Annotated in this window: 15 protein-coding genes; 2 read left to right on the plus strand and 13 right to left on the minus strand. The window is 70.4% G+C overall.

Going from position 1 to position 15378, the window contains the following annotated elements; all coding sequences use genetic code 11:
- Positions 1 to 2: 2 nt before the first annotated feature.
- The 8 genes from VHD82_RS05800 to VHD82_RS05835 form a co-directional block, all read right to left on the minus strand.
- Positions 3 to 260, minus strand: coding sequence for a hypothetical protein (locus tag VHD82_RS05800; protein ID WP_325697759.1), 258 nt, complete (start codon positions 258 to 260; stop codon positions 3 to 5).
- A complete protein-coding gene (locus VHD82_RS05805) occupies positions 261 to 812 on the minus strand; it encodes a DUF2567 domain-containing protein (protein ID WP_325698005.1) in 552 nt (183 codons plus the stop codon).
- A 92-nt stretch (positions 813 to 904) separates the two neighbouring features.
- Positions 905 to 1099 carry a hypothetical protein gene (locus tag VHD82_RS05810; RefSeq protein ID WP_325697760.1) on the minus strand — a complete coding sequence of 65 codons (195 nt, stop codon included), beginning with the start codon at positions 1097 to 1099 and terminating at the stop codon, positions 905 to 907.
- Positions 1096 to 2112 carry a biotin synthase BioB gene (gene bioB, locus VHD82_RS05815; protein ID WP_325697762.1) on the minus strand — a complete coding sequence of 339 codons (1017 nt, stop codon included), beginning with the start codon at positions 2110 to 2112 and terminating at the stop codon, positions 1096 to 1098. The genes VHD82_RS05810 and bioB overlap by 4 nt, the downstream gene beginning before the upstream one ends.
- 76 nt (positions 2113 to 2188) lie before the next feature.
- Positions 2189 to 2905, minus strand: a complete 717-nt coding sequence (gene bioD, locus VHD82_RS05820) for a dethiobiotin synthase (protein WP_325698006.1) — start codon at positions 2903 to 2905, stop codon at positions 2189 to 2191.
- Between the two features lie 39 nt (positions 2906 to 2944).
- Positions 2945 to 5209, minus strand: a complete 2265-nt coding sequence (locus VHD82_RS05825; protein ID WP_325697764.1) for a bifunctional SulP family inorganic anion transporter/carbonic anhydrase — start codon at positions 5207 to 5209, stop codon at positions 2945 to 2947.
- A gap of 244 nt (positions 5210 to 5453) precedes the next feature.
- Positions 5454 to 6725: an adenosylmethionine--8-amino-7-oxononanoate transaminase gene (locus VHD82_RS05830; RefSeq protein ID WP_325697766.1), complete on the minus strand. Its 1272-nt coding sequence runs from the start codon at positions 6723 to 6725 to the stop codon at positions 5454 to 5456.
- A 3-nt stretch (positions 6726 to 6728) separates the two neighbouring features.
- On the minus strand, positions 6729 to 7940 hold the full coding sequence (locus tag VHD82_RS05835) for a cytochrome P450 (RefSeq protein WP_325697768.1): 1212 nt from the start codon (positions 7938 to 7940) through the stop codon (positions 6729 to 6731).
- Between the two features lie 84 nt (positions 7941 to 8024).
- Between VHD82_RS05835 and VHD82_RS05840 the strand changes: the two genes are divergently transcribed.
- Entirely contained in the window at positions 8025 to 8642 is a 618-nt protein-coding gene (locus VHD82_RS05840) for a uridine kinase (RefSeq protein WP_325697770.1), read from the plus strand.
- On the opposite strand, the gene VHD82_RS05845 is transcribed toward VHD82_RS05840, so the two are convergent.
- The 5 genes from VHD82_RS05845 to VHD82_RS05865 all read right to left on the minus strand — a co-directional run bounded on the left by VHD82_RS05845 (position 8643) and on the right by VHD82_RS05865 (position 13539).
- Positions 8643 to 9779, minus strand: a complete 1137-nt coding sequence (locus VHD82_RS05845) for a glycosyltransferase family 4 protein (RefSeq protein ID WP_325697772.1) — start codon at positions 9777 to 9779, stop codon at positions 8643 to 8645. It abuts the gene before it with no gap.
- 78 nt (positions 9780 to 9857) lie between these two features.
- Positions 9858 to 10910 carry a C40 family peptidase gene (locus VHD82_RS05850; RefSeq protein WP_325697774.1) on the minus strand — a complete coding sequence of 351 codons (1053 nt, stop codon included), beginning with the start codon at positions 10908 to 10910 and terminating at the stop codon, positions 9858 to 9860.
- A gap of 444 nt (positions 10911 to 11354) precedes the next feature.
- Positions 11355 to 11570, minus strand: a complete 216-nt coding sequence (locus VHD82_RS05855; RefSeq protein ID WP_325697776.1) for a hypothetical protein — start codon at positions 11568 to 11570, stop codon at positions 11355 to 11357.
- Between the two features lie 20 nt (positions 11571 to 11590).
- Complete coding sequence (locus VHD82_RS36745; RefSeq protein ID WP_414637462.1) at positions 11591 to 11824, minus strand: pYEATS domain-containing protein; 234 nt, start codon at positions 11822 to 11824, stop codon at positions 11591 to 11593.
- Positions 11825 to 12165: 341 nt separating this feature from the next.
- Positions 12166 to 13539, minus strand: a complete 1374-nt coding sequence (locus tag VHD82_RS05865) for an NYN domain-containing protein (RefSeq protein ID WP_325697780.1) — start codon at positions 13537 to 13539, stop codon at positions 12166 to 12168.
- 90 nt (positions 13540 to 13629) lie between these two features.
- Between VHD82_RS05865 and VHD82_RS05870 the strand changes: the two genes are divergently transcribed.
- Positions 13630 to 15336 (plus strand): DEDD exonuclease domain-containing protein, encoded by a 1707-nt coding sequence (locus VHD82_RS05870; protein WP_325697782.1) that lies wholly within the window; start codon positions 13630 to 13632, stop codon positions 15334 to 15336.
- Positions 15337 to 15378: the final 42 nt, after the last annotated feature.

Genomic DNA, 15378 nt, shown 5'->3' on the forward strand with positions numbered 1-15378 from the left:
CTTCAGGTCGACGGACCAGAGCGCGTGTCCCCGGCGGGCTCGTCCTCACCCGCGGTGTATTCCCCGGCCTGCCCCAGAAAAGGCGCGGTGTCCACTTTGGACGGATCGACGCCGCCGACGTACGCCCGCGGCCCGGCCGCAGGGTGCCGGCCGCACAGCAGACCCGCGCGGTCGCAGGACAGCTCGGCCTTCCGTTCCTCCAGCACCGCCACGATCGCGCGCAGCCCCATCGTCTTGAACACCTGCGCGAACCCAGGCACCTACCCCAGCCTGCGGCCGAGGTCGTCCCGGCCGTTCCAGCCCGCCAGCAGCCCGTAGGTCAGCGCGGTCGCCAGCGGCTGCGCGACCAGCACCCACCACGACTCCAGCTGCGGTGCCTTGTCCAGCACGTCGCCCACCTTCGGCGCCCCGCTCACCGCGTATGCACCGCTGACGAACGCCTCGCCCATCGTGACGCCGAGCCAGCCGGACAGCACCGCCCCCAGCACCGCGGCGATCATGATCACCGGCCCGCGCCGTTCGCGCAAAAGCCACACGATCGCGCCGGTGACCACGCCGGCGGCGAGCCCGAGCAGCGCGTAGATCGCCAATCCGTCGAACCGGTGCCAGCTCTCCAGCTGCAACGGGATCAGCTGCCCGCCGTCGAAGACGCGAACGCGTTCCGCGGGGGCGAGCCGCGACCACAGCCAGCCCAGCGGGATACCGACCAGCCCGATCATGGACAGCACGCTCACCGAAGGCAGCAGATCGGCCTTCACCACGACACGCGGGCGCGGGCGCGGCAGGTTGAACACCAGCCTGGACAGCGCCAGCTCGTCCCGGGATCCCGACGCGCCGTCCGCACCGACTGCTTCCTCAGCCACTCCGTCTCCGTTCGCCGCCACGCGCCTGACCTCCAGCGAGACTAGCCGGTGTCCTCACTCGTGCACGCACCGTGTCGGCTGCATCGCGCCGTCCAGCCCGCCGGGGTCACCTGGACGATCATCCGCCGCGCGCACCGGGCGCAGAACCGGGGCGGTTCGAGCGCGGTGCGCGGGTTGTGGCAGCGCGGATGCGGACCCTCCGGCTCCGGCTGTCCACAGTGGACGCAATAGGTCACAGGGTCTCGCTCAGCGCCTTGACCGGCATCTTCAGCTCGGCCAGCATCGCCAGGTCCTGGCCGGCCGGGCGGCCGAGGTTGGTCAGGTAGTTGCCGACGATGATCGCGTTGATTCCGCCCAGCATCCCCTGCTCCGCGCCGAGGTCGCCGAGGGTCAGCTCGCGGCCGCCGGCGAAGCGCAGCATGGTGCGCGGCATCGCGAGCCGGAACGCCGCGACCACCCGCAGCGCGTCCTTGCCCTCGACGATCTCGTACTGCTCGTACGGCGTGCCGGGCTGCGGGATGAGGAAGTTCATCGGCACCTCGTGCGGGTCCAGCTCGGCCAGCTGCACGGCGAACTCGGCGCGCTGCTCGTCGTTCTCCCCCATGCCGATAATGCCGCCGCAGCAGACCTCCATGCCGGCCTCGCGCACCATCCGCAGGGTCTCCCAGCGCTCCTCCCAGGAGTGCGTGGTGACCACTTCCGGGAAATGCGAGCGCGCCGTCTCCAGGTTGTGGTTGTAGCGGTGCACGCCCATCTCGACCAGCTCGTCCACCTGCTCCTGCGTGAGCATGCCGAGCGAACAGGCGATCTGGATGTCGTTGCCGTCGGCGCGGATGGCCTGGATGCCTTCGCGGACCTGGCCCAGCAGCCGCGCGTCCGGGCCGCGCACGGCGGCCACGATGCAGAACTCGGTGGCGCCGGTCTCCGCGGTCTGGCGGGCGGCCTTGACGAGACCCGGGATGTCCAGCCACGCCGAGCGGACCGGGCTGGGGAAGCGGCCGGACTGCGAGCAGAAGTGGCAGTCCTCGGGGCAGCCGCCGGTCTTGAGGCTCACGATGCCCTCGACCTCGACCTCCGGGCCGCACCAGCGCATCCGGACCTCGTGGGCCAGCGCGAGCAGCTCGGTCAGCCGGTCGTCAGGCAGCCGTAGCACGTCGAGCACCTGCTCCCGGGACAACCCGGTGCCCCGCTCGAGCACCTGTTCCCTCGCGAGTGCGAGCACGTCGGCCCGTTCCGGCGCAGCGGTCACGAACGTCTCCTCTTCGAGGTTGCACGGACAGCTGCTCATGCTGCCCTACCCGCGCGGCACTCGCGAGCGACGCACGTCACGTCCTGGCGGCGGCTTCCTTCTGGAAGCTCTCCGGGTCGAACTCGCCGCCGAACCACGGCGAAAGCCCGGCCCGTGCCTGTTCGAGGAACTCGGCAGGATCCTGTCCCGGCGCGCCTTCCGCGAGCGCGCCGAGCAGCGGGGCACCGGCCGCGACGGGCAGATCGGCGACGTTGGACAGCATCGCCAGGTCCGGCTCCGCCGGCCACGAGCCGATGACCAGCCCGGCCACGTGCAGGCCGCGCGTGTTGGCGACCTCGGCCGTCAGCGCCGTGGCGTTGAGCGTGCCAAGGCCCGCCTCGGCGACCACGATCAGCAGCGCGCCCAGCGCCCACGCGGTGTCGGCGAGTGTGCTGCCGTCCGGGCCGAACCGGACCAGCAGCCCGCCCGCACCCTCGACGAGGACCAGGTCATGGGTCTCGTCCAGCTCGGTGGCCGCGGCGGCGATGTCGGCCGGGCTGAGCGTGGGCAGGCCACGATGCCGGGCGGCCGCCTCCGGGGAGAGCGGATCGGGATAACGCCGCAGCTCACGGGTGGTGACCTCGCCCGCGAGCCGGGACACCTCGGCCAGGTCGCCGGGCTCGTCGGGGCCGAGGCCGGTCTGCGCGGGTTTGAGCACCGCGACCCGGCGGCCCGCCGCGCTGGCGAGCGCGGCTATCGCCGCCGTGACGGCCGTCTTGCCGACGCCGGTCCCTGTTCCGGTCACCACCAGCATGCTCACGGAACTCAACCGTAGTACCGGCGCCGGCAGGCCCTAGTCAGCGGCCACCACGTGACCGGCAGCTCCGAACAACCCACTCTCCGTGTCGTAGAGGTGTACCCGCGCGGCGCCGACGTCGAAGTACATGCCCATTAGCTCGACCTCGCCGCGTGCCTCGGCGCGCGCGATGGTCGGGTACTCACGCAGGCGCTCCAGCTGCTGCAGCACGTTGTGCAGAGCCAGCTGATCCGCCGCAGCCGGGGGCAGGCAGCCCTCGATGGTCAGCGGCGGGTTCTCCTTCGCGCGAACCAAGCTCGGCTCGGCGTGCCGCAGCCAGGACTGCAACGCGGGCGCGTTCTCGGGCGCTCCCTTCAGCAGCGCCTTCATCGCGCCGCACGAGGAATGTCCGCACACCACGATTTCCCGCACCTTGAGCACGTCCACCGCGAACTCCAGCGACGCGCCGATGGAGGCGTCCGCGCCGCCGGCGCAGGTGGCGTGATCGGGCACCAGGTTGCCGATGTTGCGCACGGTGAACAGGTCGCCCGGCCCGCTGCTGGTGATCAGGTTCGGCACTATCCGCGCGTCGCCGCAGGTGAGGAACAGCGTCTGCGGCTCGTGCACGTCGGCGAGCCTGCCCAGGATCGGCTTCACCAGCAACGAGGTGCGGCGCTCGAACTCCGCGACACCACGGCGCATCGAGCTGTCCGTGCGCTGCGCGGGAACGTGGGTTCCCGCGTGCGCGCTCTGCCACTGCGACCACGGCGCGAACCAGCGCGGCAGCACCGGCCTCACCCGTCCTTTGTGGACTGTCGGCTCGTCGGACTTCCCTTGCTCGAACCAGGGATGCCCGATCTCGTCGATGAGGACCGTGCCACCGGAGCTCTCGTGCGAATGCTGCCACGCCGACAGCGCGTCGAAAGCGGCATGGTCGAGGTAGTCGACGACCAGCTCCAGGGTGACCCGCGTGCCGCGTGGAATTCCGCTCAGTACCACCGAAAGACGCGGAAGCGACAGCGCGGACAGGGCGCCCTCGATCACCACCCGCCAGCCGTCGGCGCCGACCTCCGCGCGGATGCCGGACCAGAGCACGCGGCGGAGCATGAGCAACACGGCCGCCGCTATCCCGAGCAGCACCCCGGTGAGCAGATCGAGCCCGACCACCCCGGCCAGGGTGACGAGGTACACCGGCAGATCGCCGTGCTTGCGAACCTGTTCGATCTGACCGAAGTTCACCAGTTTCGCGCCGACGTGCACCAGCAGCCCTGCCAGCGCGGCAAGCGGGATGTCACGCAATACCCCGGCCAGCACGGCGACGAACAGCAGGATCCAGACGCCGTGCAGCACAGCGGACGCGCGGGTGCGCGCGCCGGACGCGATGTTCGCCGAACTGCGCACGATGACCGCGGCGACCGGCAACCCGCCCAGCGCACCGGAAACGGCGTTCGCCGCGCCCTGTCCGATCAGTTCGCGGTCGAGGTCGGTGCGCTGACCGTCGTGCATCTTGTCGGTCGCCATCGCCGAAAGAAGGCTCTGCACACTCGTCACGAGCGCCACGGTGACCACCGCGACGCCGAAGTCGAACCAGCCGCCGCTGGGGAATTCGGGCACGAAACGCACTTGCAGCACACTCTCGGGCACCTCCACCCGCGGCACGTACAGTCCGAACAGGACAGACACCCCGGTGACCACGCAGATCGCGACCAGCGGACCGGGAATCCGGCGGACCGCGGCGGGCAGCCTGCCCCAGCCGACGAGGATCGCCAGCGTGGCCAGCCCGAGCGCGGTGGCGGCACCGTGCGCGTGCAGGAGCTGGTGCGGCAGCTGCAGAATGTTGTCGACCGGCGAACTCTGCGCGGTGCCGCCGAGCACCACGTGCAGTTGGGCGAGCACAATGGTCAGACCGATCCCGGCGAGCATGCCGTGCACGATGGCCGGCGAAATGGCGAGCGCGGCGCGCGCTATCCGGCTCAGCCCGAGCAGGATCTGCAGCGCGCCGGCCAGCATGGTGATAGCGCAGGTGGTGGCCCAGCCGAACTGGGCGATGGTCTCGGCCACGATCACGGTCAGCCCGGCGGCGGGCCCGCTGACCTGGAGCGGCGAGCCGCCGAGGAGACCGGCGACGATGCCGCCGACGACGGCGGCGACGAGCCCGGCGACGATGGGCGCGCCCGAGGCGAGCGCGATGCCGAGCGAGAGCGGAACAGCGACGAGGAAGACGACGAGCGAAGCGGGAACGTCCTGACGCAGGTTGGTCAGCCAGGGCCGTTTCGGCGGGGCGTGCTCGTGTTCGCGCTCGCGGGCGGACAAGTCGATCATGACGGCCTCCAGGGGTGGTTCGACCCGGCGTGATCGCCGGACCACCCACAGATACCGAAAAACCGGACGAAAGTCCGCTATGCGGAAACGGCTCATATTCCGCCCACAGCGGGCAGTGACGCGATCCCGGCGTTTCGCACGAGCATCTCGTCCCGTTCGAGGGAAGCCACCGATCAAGATCAACACTGCGTCACGAGCCAGGACACCGTGGCGGTCGTCACATCAGATCCGGTGAACTTCGCCCTCAGGCGGTGCGAGCCACCTCGACCATGGCCTCGGCAATCGCCTCGACCTCGGCATCAGTACACACATACGGGGGCATCGCGTAGATCAGGTCGCGGAAGGGGCGCAGCCACACTCCGCGTTCGGTCGCCACTTTCGTGGCCGTCGCCAGATCGATCTCGTGGTCCAGCTGGATGACACCGATCGCACCGAGTACCCGGACGTCACCGAGGTTTTCGGCGTCGGCGAGCCCCTGCCGCAAGGCCCGCTCCACGCGCCCGACGTCCGCCTGCCAGTCGTGCTCCAGCAACAGGTCGATGGAGGCGTTCGCGACCGCGGAGGCCAGCGGGTTGCCCATGAACGTCGGCCCGTGCGCCAGCACCGGCAGCTCGCCGCGCGAGATCCCATCGGCGACCGCGGGGGTGCACAACGTGGCCGCCATACTCAGGTACCCACCGGTCAGGGCCTTGCCGAGACACAGCACATCCGGCGTCACGCCCGCGTGCTCGGCGGCGAACAATGCCCCGGTGCGGCCGAAGCCGGTGGCGATCTCGTCGAAGATCAGCAGCACGTCGTTGGCTTCGGTGATCTCCCGCAACGCCCGCAGGTAACCGGGATTGTGGAAGCGCATCCCGCCGGCGCCCTGCGCCACCGGCTCCACGATCACCGCGGCCAGCTCGTCCGCCTGCCGCTCGACCGCCGACGCCAGAGTGTCCACATAGGACTTGTCCACCGGTGCGCCGAACCCGGCGGGCGGCTCCGGCACGAACACCTGCTCAGGCAGCACACCGCGCCACAGCGAATGCATCCCGCCCTCGGGATCACACACGCTCATCGGGTGGAAGGTGTCGCCGTGGTAGCCGCCACGCCACGTCAGCAGCCTGCGTTTTCCCTTGCGCCCCAAGGACTGCTGGTACTGCAGGCACATTTTGACGGCCACCTCGACCGACACCGAACCCGAGTCGCACAGGAACACGTGCTCCAGTCCGGCCGGGGTCAGCTCCACCAGTCGCGTGGCGAGGCGGACGGCGGGCTCGTGGGTGAGCCCGCCGAACATCACGTGACTCATCCGGCCCAGCTGCGCGGTGATCGCGGCGTCGAGCACCGGGTGCCGGTAGCCGTGGATCGCCGCCCACCACGAGGACATCCCGTCGATGAGCTCGCGCCCGTCGGCGAGCCGCAGCCGCACCCCCGACGCCTCGCTCACCAGCAGCGGCTCGACTTTGCCCGGCATCGGTGCGTAGGGATGCCAGACATGCCGGGCGTCGAGTGCGAGCAGCTCTGCGGAAAGCACACCTCAGGCTAGCCTGACGGGCAGACTCTCCAAGCCGCGCATCAGCGTGCTCTCCCGGTAGCGCAGCGCGGTGGCCTCTCCGTTCAACTCCAGCGTGCTGAACCTGCCGAGCAGCTTGCGCAGCGCGATCTCGGCTTCCAGCCGGGCCAGCGGCGCGCCGACGCAGTAGTGGATCCCGTGCCCGAAGGCCAGATGCCCACCCGCCGGACGACGGATGTCCAGCGTGTCCGGCTCGTCGAACCGCTCGCCGTCACGGTTCGCCGAAAGCAGCGACACCATCACGAACTCGTCCGCCGGGATCTCGACGTCGCCGACCTGCACCGGCTCGGCGGTGAACCGCAGGGTCGCGATGTGGATCGGCCCGTCGAACCGCAGCAGCTCCTCGACCGCGCCGGGCAACAACGCCGGGTCAGCCCGCAGCGCCGCCAGCTGATCCGGGTGCTCCAGCAGCGCGCGGACCCCGTTGCCGATCAGGTTCACCGTGGTCTCGTGCCCGGCCACCAGCAGCAGGAAGGCCATCGAGATCAGCTCGACCTCGGAAAGCTGATCACCCTCTTCGGACACGTGCACCAGATCCGAGAGCAGATCGTCGGTCGGTTCCGCGCGCTTGGCCGAGATCAGCGCGCTCAAGTACGCCGCCAACGCGGCGGAATGCTCCTGCAGCAGCTCCGGCGTGCTCGACGCGACGATCGAGTTCGACCAGGTGCGGAACTTGTCCCTGTCCTCCACCGGAACGCCCAGCAGCTCGCAGATGACGGTGATCGGCAGTGGGAAGGCGAACGACTCCAGCAGGTCCACCGACCCCTTGGCGGCGACCTCCTCCAGCAGTTCGTCGGCGATCTGCTCGATCCGCGGCCGCAGCCGGGACACCGTGCGCGCGGTGAACGCCTTGTTCACCAGTTTGCGCAGACGGGTGTGGTCGGGCGGGTCGAGGTTGAGCATGTGCGAGGCGAGCGAGGAGGAGAACACGTTCGGCTGGCCGTCCGCGGGGAACTGGGCCTCGAACAACCCGCGCGCCCGCGCGTTGTCCTTGCTCAGCCGCGGATCCGCGAGCAGCGCCTTGGCCTCGGCGTACCCGGTGACGAGCCAGACGCGCAGCCCCCGGCGCGCGATCGCCTGCCGGACGGGGCCCTGTTCGCGAAGCTGCTCGTAGATCGCGTGCGGCCGGGTGATGAAGTCTTCGTCGATCACAATCGGTTCGTCGAGCACCCGCATACCTTCGGCCTCCCAGTGGCACGGTTGTTGTACCGACAACGGATCACCGGGCGCGATCGTGCCCGTCTCGTAGGATCGGCGACCATGAAGTACCGGCCGATCTCCTTCGAACGGCTCGCCGGCGAACTGGTCGAGCGCATCCTCGCGCTGCCGGGCACGCCGTGGGTGCGGATCGCGATCGACGGCGCGGTCGGCGCCGGGGCGTTGGCGGATGCACTGGTGGATCCCTTGCGGGTCAACGGCCGTCCCGCGCAGCGGGTGTCCACTGTGGACTTCCTGAAGCCCGCATCGCTGCGGTTCGAAAAGGGCAGGCAGGATCCCGAAGCGCGCTACTACGACTGGCTCGACGAGAACGCGCTGCGCCGCGAAGTGCTGGAGCCGCTCTCCCCTGGCGGCACCGGCCTGGTACTGCCCGCGTTGTGGGACGCGGAACGCGATCGCGCCACTCGCATGGAGCGGACCGAGCTGCCGCCGGGCGGCGTGCTGATCGCGGACGGGGAACTGTTGCTCGGCCGCGGCCTCCCGTTCGAACTCACCGTCCACCTGGCCCTCTCCACTGGCGCGCTGCGCCGGCGGCTGCCCGAGGACGAGCACTGGGCGCTGCCCGCGTTCGAGCAGTACGAACGCGAGGTCAACCCAGCCGAAGTCGCCGATGTGCTGGTCCGCGCCGACGATCCGCGGCATCCGGCCGTCGCGGCGTGATCACGGGGTGAGCAGCTCGGCGAGCCGCCGGGCGTGCAGATCCCACCGCCAGTGCTCGCTCACCCACGCCCGGCCCGCCTCGCCCATCTTGCGGGCGCGCGCCGGGTCGTTCAGCAGCGGCGCAAGCGTTTCCACCAGCTGCTCAACATCGCGACCGTCCACCACGTGCCCGGTCACCTCGTCCTGTACCGTCTCCGGCGCCCCACCGGAACGCCCGGCCACGACGGGCAGCCCGGTCGCCGAGGCCTCCAGGTAGACGATTCCGAGGCCCTCCACGTCCAGCCCCTTCCCGCGCGTGCGGGCCGGCATGGCGAACACGTCGCCCGCGGCGTAGTGCGCGGGAAGTTCCGGCCACGGCACGGAACCGGTGAGCACCACGTCGCTTTCGAGGCCCAAAGCGGTCACCAGCTGGGAAAGCCGCTTGCGGTACGGGCCACCGCCGACGATCAGCAGCGCCACGTCCGGCACCAGTTTGCGCAGTTCGGGCATCGCGTGGATCAACATGTCCTGCCCCTTGCGCGGCACCAATCTCGACACGCAGACCACCGTCGGCCGGTCGCCGAGCCCGTGTCGCGCACGGATTTCCGCGCGCGCCGCGGGATCGGGCCGGAACAGTTCGGTGTCCACTCCGGACGGCAGATGCTCCAGCCCGGCCATCGGCCCGAACGCCGACGCGAACCGCGCCCGCGTGTACTTGCTGACGTAGGTGACGACGTCAGTGGTGTCGCCGATACGGCGCAACGCCTGCCGCGCCACCGGAAGCATCGACCAGCCGACTTCGTGCCCGTGCGTGCAGGCGACGATCCGCCGCGCGCCCGCAGCCCGCAACGGCTGCGACAGCAACGCCAGCGGCGCCGCCGCGCCGAACCACACCGATTCACACTCGCGGGCACGCAGGATGTCCTTCGCCCGCCGCACCACGTCCGGCGTCGGCAGCATGAGCGAGGTCGGATGCCGGACCACCTCGAACGGCGCCGCGGCGTCGAACTCCGGATGTGAACCCGAGGAGGCGTGCCAGGACGGCGCGTACACCACCAACTCGTCCGGCGGCAGCCGCCGGGCCAGCGAGTCGAGGTAGTTCTGGATCCCCCCGGGCCGGGGCGGGAAATCGTTGGTCACCAGCAGGGTCCGAGGCACGGTGGGAGATTACCGGCCCGGGAAAAGCAGCAGGGGCGGCACCGTTGGAGTGCCGCCCCTGCCAGGGAGTCGTGCCGGTCAGTACGCGACCCGGCGCGCTCCCGAATAGTCGTTCTGCAGCGCCGAAATCTTGACCACGTCGCCGGTGTCCGGTGCGTGCACCATCTTGCCGTCGCCGAGGTAGATCCCGACGTGGTGCACCGGGCTGCCGAAGAACACCAGGTCGCCCGGCTGCAGTTGGGACCGCGACACAGCCATGCCGGTCGTGGACTGCGCCGAGCTGGTGCGCGGCAGGGTGATCCCGGCCTTGCCGTACGAGTAGAGCGTCAGACCGGAGCAGTCGAATGTGCTCGGGCCGGTGGAACCCCACACGTAGTCGCTGCCCAGCTTGGACAGCGCGACGTTGATCGCCGTCTGCGCGGCGGCCGTCGGGGCCGGCAGGTTCGGGTTCGAACCACCGGTGTCCCTCTGCGAGGCCTTGTCGGCGGCGCTCAGCCGGGTGCTCAGCTGCTGCAACTGCGCGACCTGCTGGTCCAGCGCCGCCTTGCGCGAGTTGAGGTCGTTGAGCAGCTGGGCCGAGGCGTCGGTGGCGGCCTGCGCCCGGTTCCTGGCGTCCGTGGCCTGCTGCTGCGCGGTGGCAGCGGCCTGCACGGCGCCGGTGTAGTTGCCGAGTGCGCGGTTCTTCTGGTCCGCCAGCACCGACAGCGCGGACGAACGGTCCAGGAAGTCCTGCGCCGAGGTGCCGGTCAGCAGGGCCGAGAGCCGGTTGTACTGGGCGCCGCTGACGAAGGACGCGTCGGCGAATTGGTCGACCACGACCTGGTACTTCGCCGCGTCGGCCTGCGCCGAGGCGACCTTCTGGTTCGCCGCGTCCAGGTCGCTGTTCGCCTTGGCGAGGTCGGCCTGCTTGGCGTTGTAGTCGTCCTGCGCCTTGAGCTTGTCCTCGTTCAGCTGCTCGGCCTGCTGGGCCGCCGCGCGGTACTGGGCCAAGGCGTCGGCCGCGTTGGTGGGGGGATTCTGCAGGGCGGGGATGGTGACCGCGCTGGCCGGAACGCCCGCGCTGACGGCGGTGATGACCGCCGCCGCGGAAAGGGCTCCTGCGATCACGCGCTTGATGGGTTGCGACTGCACGCCGCGCGTGTCTCCTTTGCATTCGGCCACCTACCGGCGCCGCGCACAGAGGTCGGGGGCCCTCTGTCGCCGGGACGCGGGCGGACACGCGCCAACTTCCCGGCTAACGGCACTTCCCACCGCGAGCAGGCAAAGCGGTAGCCCGCCTGGTGTTGCCTGCACAGTGGTTCCGGCGCAGCTCCCCGACAAAGCTGCTTCGGCGGCAATCCCGCGTCGCCGTCGCCGGTGCGACGGCTACCAGTCGCGAGATCTCGGCTAGGTTACGAAACCACCGCCTGCACGTCCAGGAGGTACACCGCAAAAACTCTGAGTGACCTGGGCCCACCCCGTTCGGACCAGCGGCGACACTGTGGGTGTGACCAGCATTACAATTCAGGCCGTTACGACTACTGACCGTTCGCCGCCCAGAACGACCGTTTGTCGCCTTCGGTAGGTCGTTCTCCTTCAGGCAGCTCGATCACGGCGCCTTTCCACCATCGGCACATGCCTCAGCCGCGGGATGAGACCGCCCTCGGCCAGCGCCTCCATCGCGCGCAGCTCTTCGGCATCCCATTCGATCGTCGGCGGGGCGTTCAGCAGTACGCCGACCGCGCAGTCGGCGCAGCCGACGCCTCGCACGACACAGCGGCCACAGTCCACGAGCACGGTGTCCTCCACCATTTTCGCCTCCCTGTCGAACATCAGTTCGTTACGGAAGACACGGTAGAGACACCCACCGACAATTCCGGGCGGCCGCGGCCGCCGGGGTCAGAAGTTGATGTACCGCTCGAGCCGCAGCGGCGTCTGCCGCCCTGCGATGTGCACATCCGCCGTGAGGTTGAACATCCCCATGCCGAAGTCCGCAACTCGAAGCTCGTTCTCCGGTTGGTGATGCTCCGGTTCGGCTCGTAGAACGTCGGGTGCGCCGGTCGAATCCGGCCGAGGGGCGACCGAACCGGACGACGCGTCCAGCATCGGCTGCGCGCCGGGTTCCGGTTCGGGTCCGGAGGGCTTCTGCGGCGAGGCGGGTCCGAGCCTCATTTTCGAGGCCCCGACTTCGAACGAAGCTCCCTGTCGCACGCGGTTGGTGATGGTTTCGGCGAACTGGCGGAAAGAGGCGCGAAAGGCGAACGCCAACGCCGCCACGACCACCGGTCAGACCAGGCTTTGCAGCAGCGGTAACCAGTCCCGCATCGAGTCTTCCCCCAGCATTGTCGGGCCGACCGGCCTTCGCGGCGGCATGTCGCAGCACAGGATGCCAACGCCGGAGCTTGCGTCAGACCCGGCCCAGCCTCCTGAGCAGCACCGCGGACGCCACCGGATGCGCGCCCGAGCCCCGGCAGGAATCGGCCACCGCGCGGTCCGAAGTGGCCACCACCATCGGCCTGCCGGGCGGTTCGGCCACCACGAGCGCGCGGATCACGTCGTCGGCCAGCACGCCGGGGTCGGAGAACAGAACCCGGACACCCCGCGGCGCGGCGGCAGGCACCGACAAGACACCGGCACCGTCGAAGACCACGGTCACCTCTGCGCCCGTCCGCGAAGCGAGCGCGCCGAGCTGCTGCACCAGCCTGTCCCGCTGATCGGCCAGCGGCAGCTCGGGATAGCCGGTCTTGGTGACGTTGTAGCCGTCCACGATGAGATGCACGCTCGGCAGCGCCAGCAGCCTGTCCAGCGCCACCGGATCGCGCACCTGGGCACCCACACCCGCGCCGGAAGAAGCGCCCCGCACGTGATCGGCGGGGCGACGAGAGGTGGCACCGAGGGAAAGTTCGCGGCGCAAACCGGAAACCGCACCGTCGATCGTGTCGACGAGCAGCGCGAGGCGCACCTCGTCCGCTTCCCGGGCCTCACGCGCCGACTGACGGGCTATCTCCGCCTCTGCCACCGCCCGCTCCGCCCGAGCCCGTTCCGTGGCCACACGCTGCCGCTCACGCTCAAGTTGCGCCGTCAGCGCGGACATCTCGTCATCACGCGCATGGCCGGCTTCGGCCGCGTTGGTGAGCGCGGACGCGGCCGCGTCCTTCGCCTGGCGCAGCTGCACGCCCTGCTCCCGCAGGCGCCCGCGCAGCTTGTTCACCTCGTCCTCGCGCTCCTTGCGCGCCGCCTCGACCGACTCCAGCGCCTGCGCCAGCTCCTCGCGCGTGCGGGCCAGCTCGGCTTCGAGCTTCTGGTTGCGCGCGACCGCCGCGTCCCGCTCCGCGCGCAACGCCGTCTCCGCCGCGTTCTTCGCGACCAGGCGCACACGGGAGCTCGCGCTCGACTCGCCCAGCAGCACGGCCGCGGTGGCCGCGGCGACGGAATCTTCGTCGTTCGGGTCCAGGGCGTCCTGCCGGTGCTCGCGCAGCCACTCCAGCACCGCCGTGCGGAAAGCCGTCGACTCGCGAAGGGTGTTCAGCAATGCCGTCGCGCCGAGGCGGGCCCGTTTCGCGGGGGCGAACTTGGCCACCGGTCGCAGCTGCTGGGGCACGTCGGTGCGCGGCATCCGGCCCAGCGCGTCCGCGGCCAGTTCAGCCAATCTGGTGCGCACCGGCTCCGGCATTTCGTGCCAGTCGACGGGCGTGGCCGGATCGGCTTCCGGCCGCTGTGCACCGGCCGCAGCCCGAAGACCAGGGTCTTCGGGCTGTTCGGCGTGCGCTGAGTGCGGCATCTGTCCAGGGTAGTCGCAACCCATGGCCGATCTCTTGTCCTGGGATGGCGTGCACCGGAATTGTCGGTGCTCTTACCTAGGGTGCCGATCATGCACGCGGCGCAGGATCAGCTGACCTTCGACGAGCTGGGCACGCCCCTCAAGGACACCACCTTCGTGGTGTTCGACCTGGAAACCACCGGCACCAGGCCGGGCCCGGACGGGATCACCGAAATCGGCGCGGTGAAGGTGCGCGGCGGCCAGGTGCTCGGCGAGTTCGCCACCCTGGTGAACCCGGGAATGCCGATCCCGCCGCAGATCGTCGCGCTGACCGGGATCACCGGCGCGATGGTGTACGAAGCGCCGCCGGTCGAGGAGGTGCTGCCGGCCTTCCTGGAGTTCGCCCGGGGCGCGGTGCTGGTGGCGCACAACGCCCCGTTCGACACCGGCTTCCTGCGCGCGGCGTGCCTCGAATACGGCTACCCCTGGCCAAAACCGGCGGTCGTGTGCACGGTCAAACTCGCCAGAAGGGTGCTGACAAGGCAGGACACGCCGAGTTTCCGGCTCGGCGCGCTGGCCGCCCTGTTCGGCGCCTCGACCACACCGGACCACCGCGCGCTGCACGACGCCCGCGCGACCGTCGACGTGCTGCACTCGTTGTTCGAGCTGCTCGGGCCCCTCGGCGTGCACTCGCTGGAGGAGCTGGTCGACTACCTGCCCGAAGTCACCCCCGCGCAGCGGAGCAAACGCGGGATGGCGTCGCATCTGCCGGAGCTGCCCGGCGTGTACCTGTTCCGAGGCCCGAACGAGGAGGTGCTCTACGTCGGTACGACGGGCAACCTGCGGCGCCGGGTGCGCCAGTACTTCACCGGCTCGGAAAGCCGGGGGCGGATTCGGGAGATGGTCGCGCTGGCGCAGCGCGTCGACGGCATCGAGTGCTCGCACGCACTGGAAGCCCAGGTGCGTGAGCTGCGGTTGCTGGCAGCGCACAAGCCGTCGTACAACCGGCGCTCGAAGAACCCGCGCAAGGCGTGGTGGGTCGCGCTGACCGAGGAAGCGTTTCCCCGGCTGTCCGTGGTCCGGCTGCCCAAGGACGGCGCGCTCGGCCCGTTCACCTCGCAGGCGATCGCGAAGCTGGCGGCGGACACGCTCGCGGGTGCCTCCGGGCTGCGCACCTGTACGCAGCGCATCTCGGCGGCACCGTCGGGCAAGCCTTGCGCCCTGGCCGAAATCGGCCGCTGCAAGGCCCCTTGCGCCGGGTGGCAGAGCGCCGACGAGTACAGCCCGTCGGTCCACGCGGTGACAAGTCTGATCAGGGGCCACGACACGGTCCCGCTCGAGTCCGCGTTGCGACAGCTGGAAGAACTCGCCGCGGCAGAGCATTTCGAGCAGGCGGCGCGGCGGCGGGACGAGCTGGCGATCCTCGTCCGTGCGGTCGGCAAGGCGCACCGGCTCACCGCGCTGGCCGCCATTCCGGAACTGGTCGCCGCGGCGCCCGACGGTTCGCGCGGCTGGGAGTTCGCGGTCATCCGGCACGGCCGGCTGGCTTCGGCGGGAGTGGCCCGACGGGGCGTCCCGCCGATGCCGGTGGTCGACGCGCTCGTCGCCTCGGCGGAGACGGTCACCCCCGAGCCGGGCCCGCTCTACGGCGCCCCGGCGGAGGAGACGGCGCTGTTGCTGCGCTGGCTCACCCGCCCCGGTGTCCGGCTGGTTCGCACGGCAGTGCCGTGGGCCGAGCCCGCACGCGGCGTCGGCGGTTGGCAGGGCTGGCTGGAACGCGCATCGAACGCGGCGGCTCTGGAGCAAGCCACGGGCTGAGGGCACGGATACGATCGCGGAACCAAGACGTGCCGAGGAGGA

It is taken from the genome of Amycolatopsis sp., from assembly GCF_035546795.1.
GTDB lineage: Bacteria > Actinomycetota > Actinomycetes > Mycobacteriales > Pseudonocardiaceae > Amycolatopsis_E.

What these genes read in the sequence shown, in the direction of transcription:
- bioD (WP_325698006.1), bottom strand. Translation starts at nt 2,905, where the DNA reads ATGCTGGTGGTGACCGGAACAGGGACCGGCGTCGGCAAGACGGCCGTC.
- VHD82_RS05825 (WP_325697764.1), bottom strand. Translation starts at nt 5,209, where the DNA reads ATGATCGACTTGTCCGCCCGCGAGCGCGAACACGAGCACGCCCCGCCG.
- VHD82_RS05835 (WP_325697768.1), bottom strand. Translation starts at nt 7,940, where the DNA reads ATGCGGGTGCTCGACGAACCGATTGTGATCGACGAAGACTTCATCACC.
- VHD82_RS05840 (WP_325697770.1), top strand. Translation starts at nt 8,025, where the DNA reads ATGAAGTACCGGCCGATCTCCTTCGAACGGCTCGCCGGCGAACTGGTC.
- VHD82_RS05855 (WP_325697776.1), bottom strand. Translation starts at nt 11,570, where the DNA reads ATGGTGGAGGACACCGTGCTCGTGGACTGTGGCCGCTGTGTCGTGCGA.
- VHD82_RS05865 (WP_325697780.1), bottom strand. Translation starts at nt 13,539, where the DNA reads ATGCCGCACTCAGCGCACGCCGAACAGCCCGAAGACCCTGGTCTTCGG.
- VHD82_RS05870 (WP_325697782.1), top strand. Translation starts at nt 13,630, where the DNA reads ATGCACGCGGCGCAGGATCAGCTGACCTTCGACGAGCTGGGCACGCCC.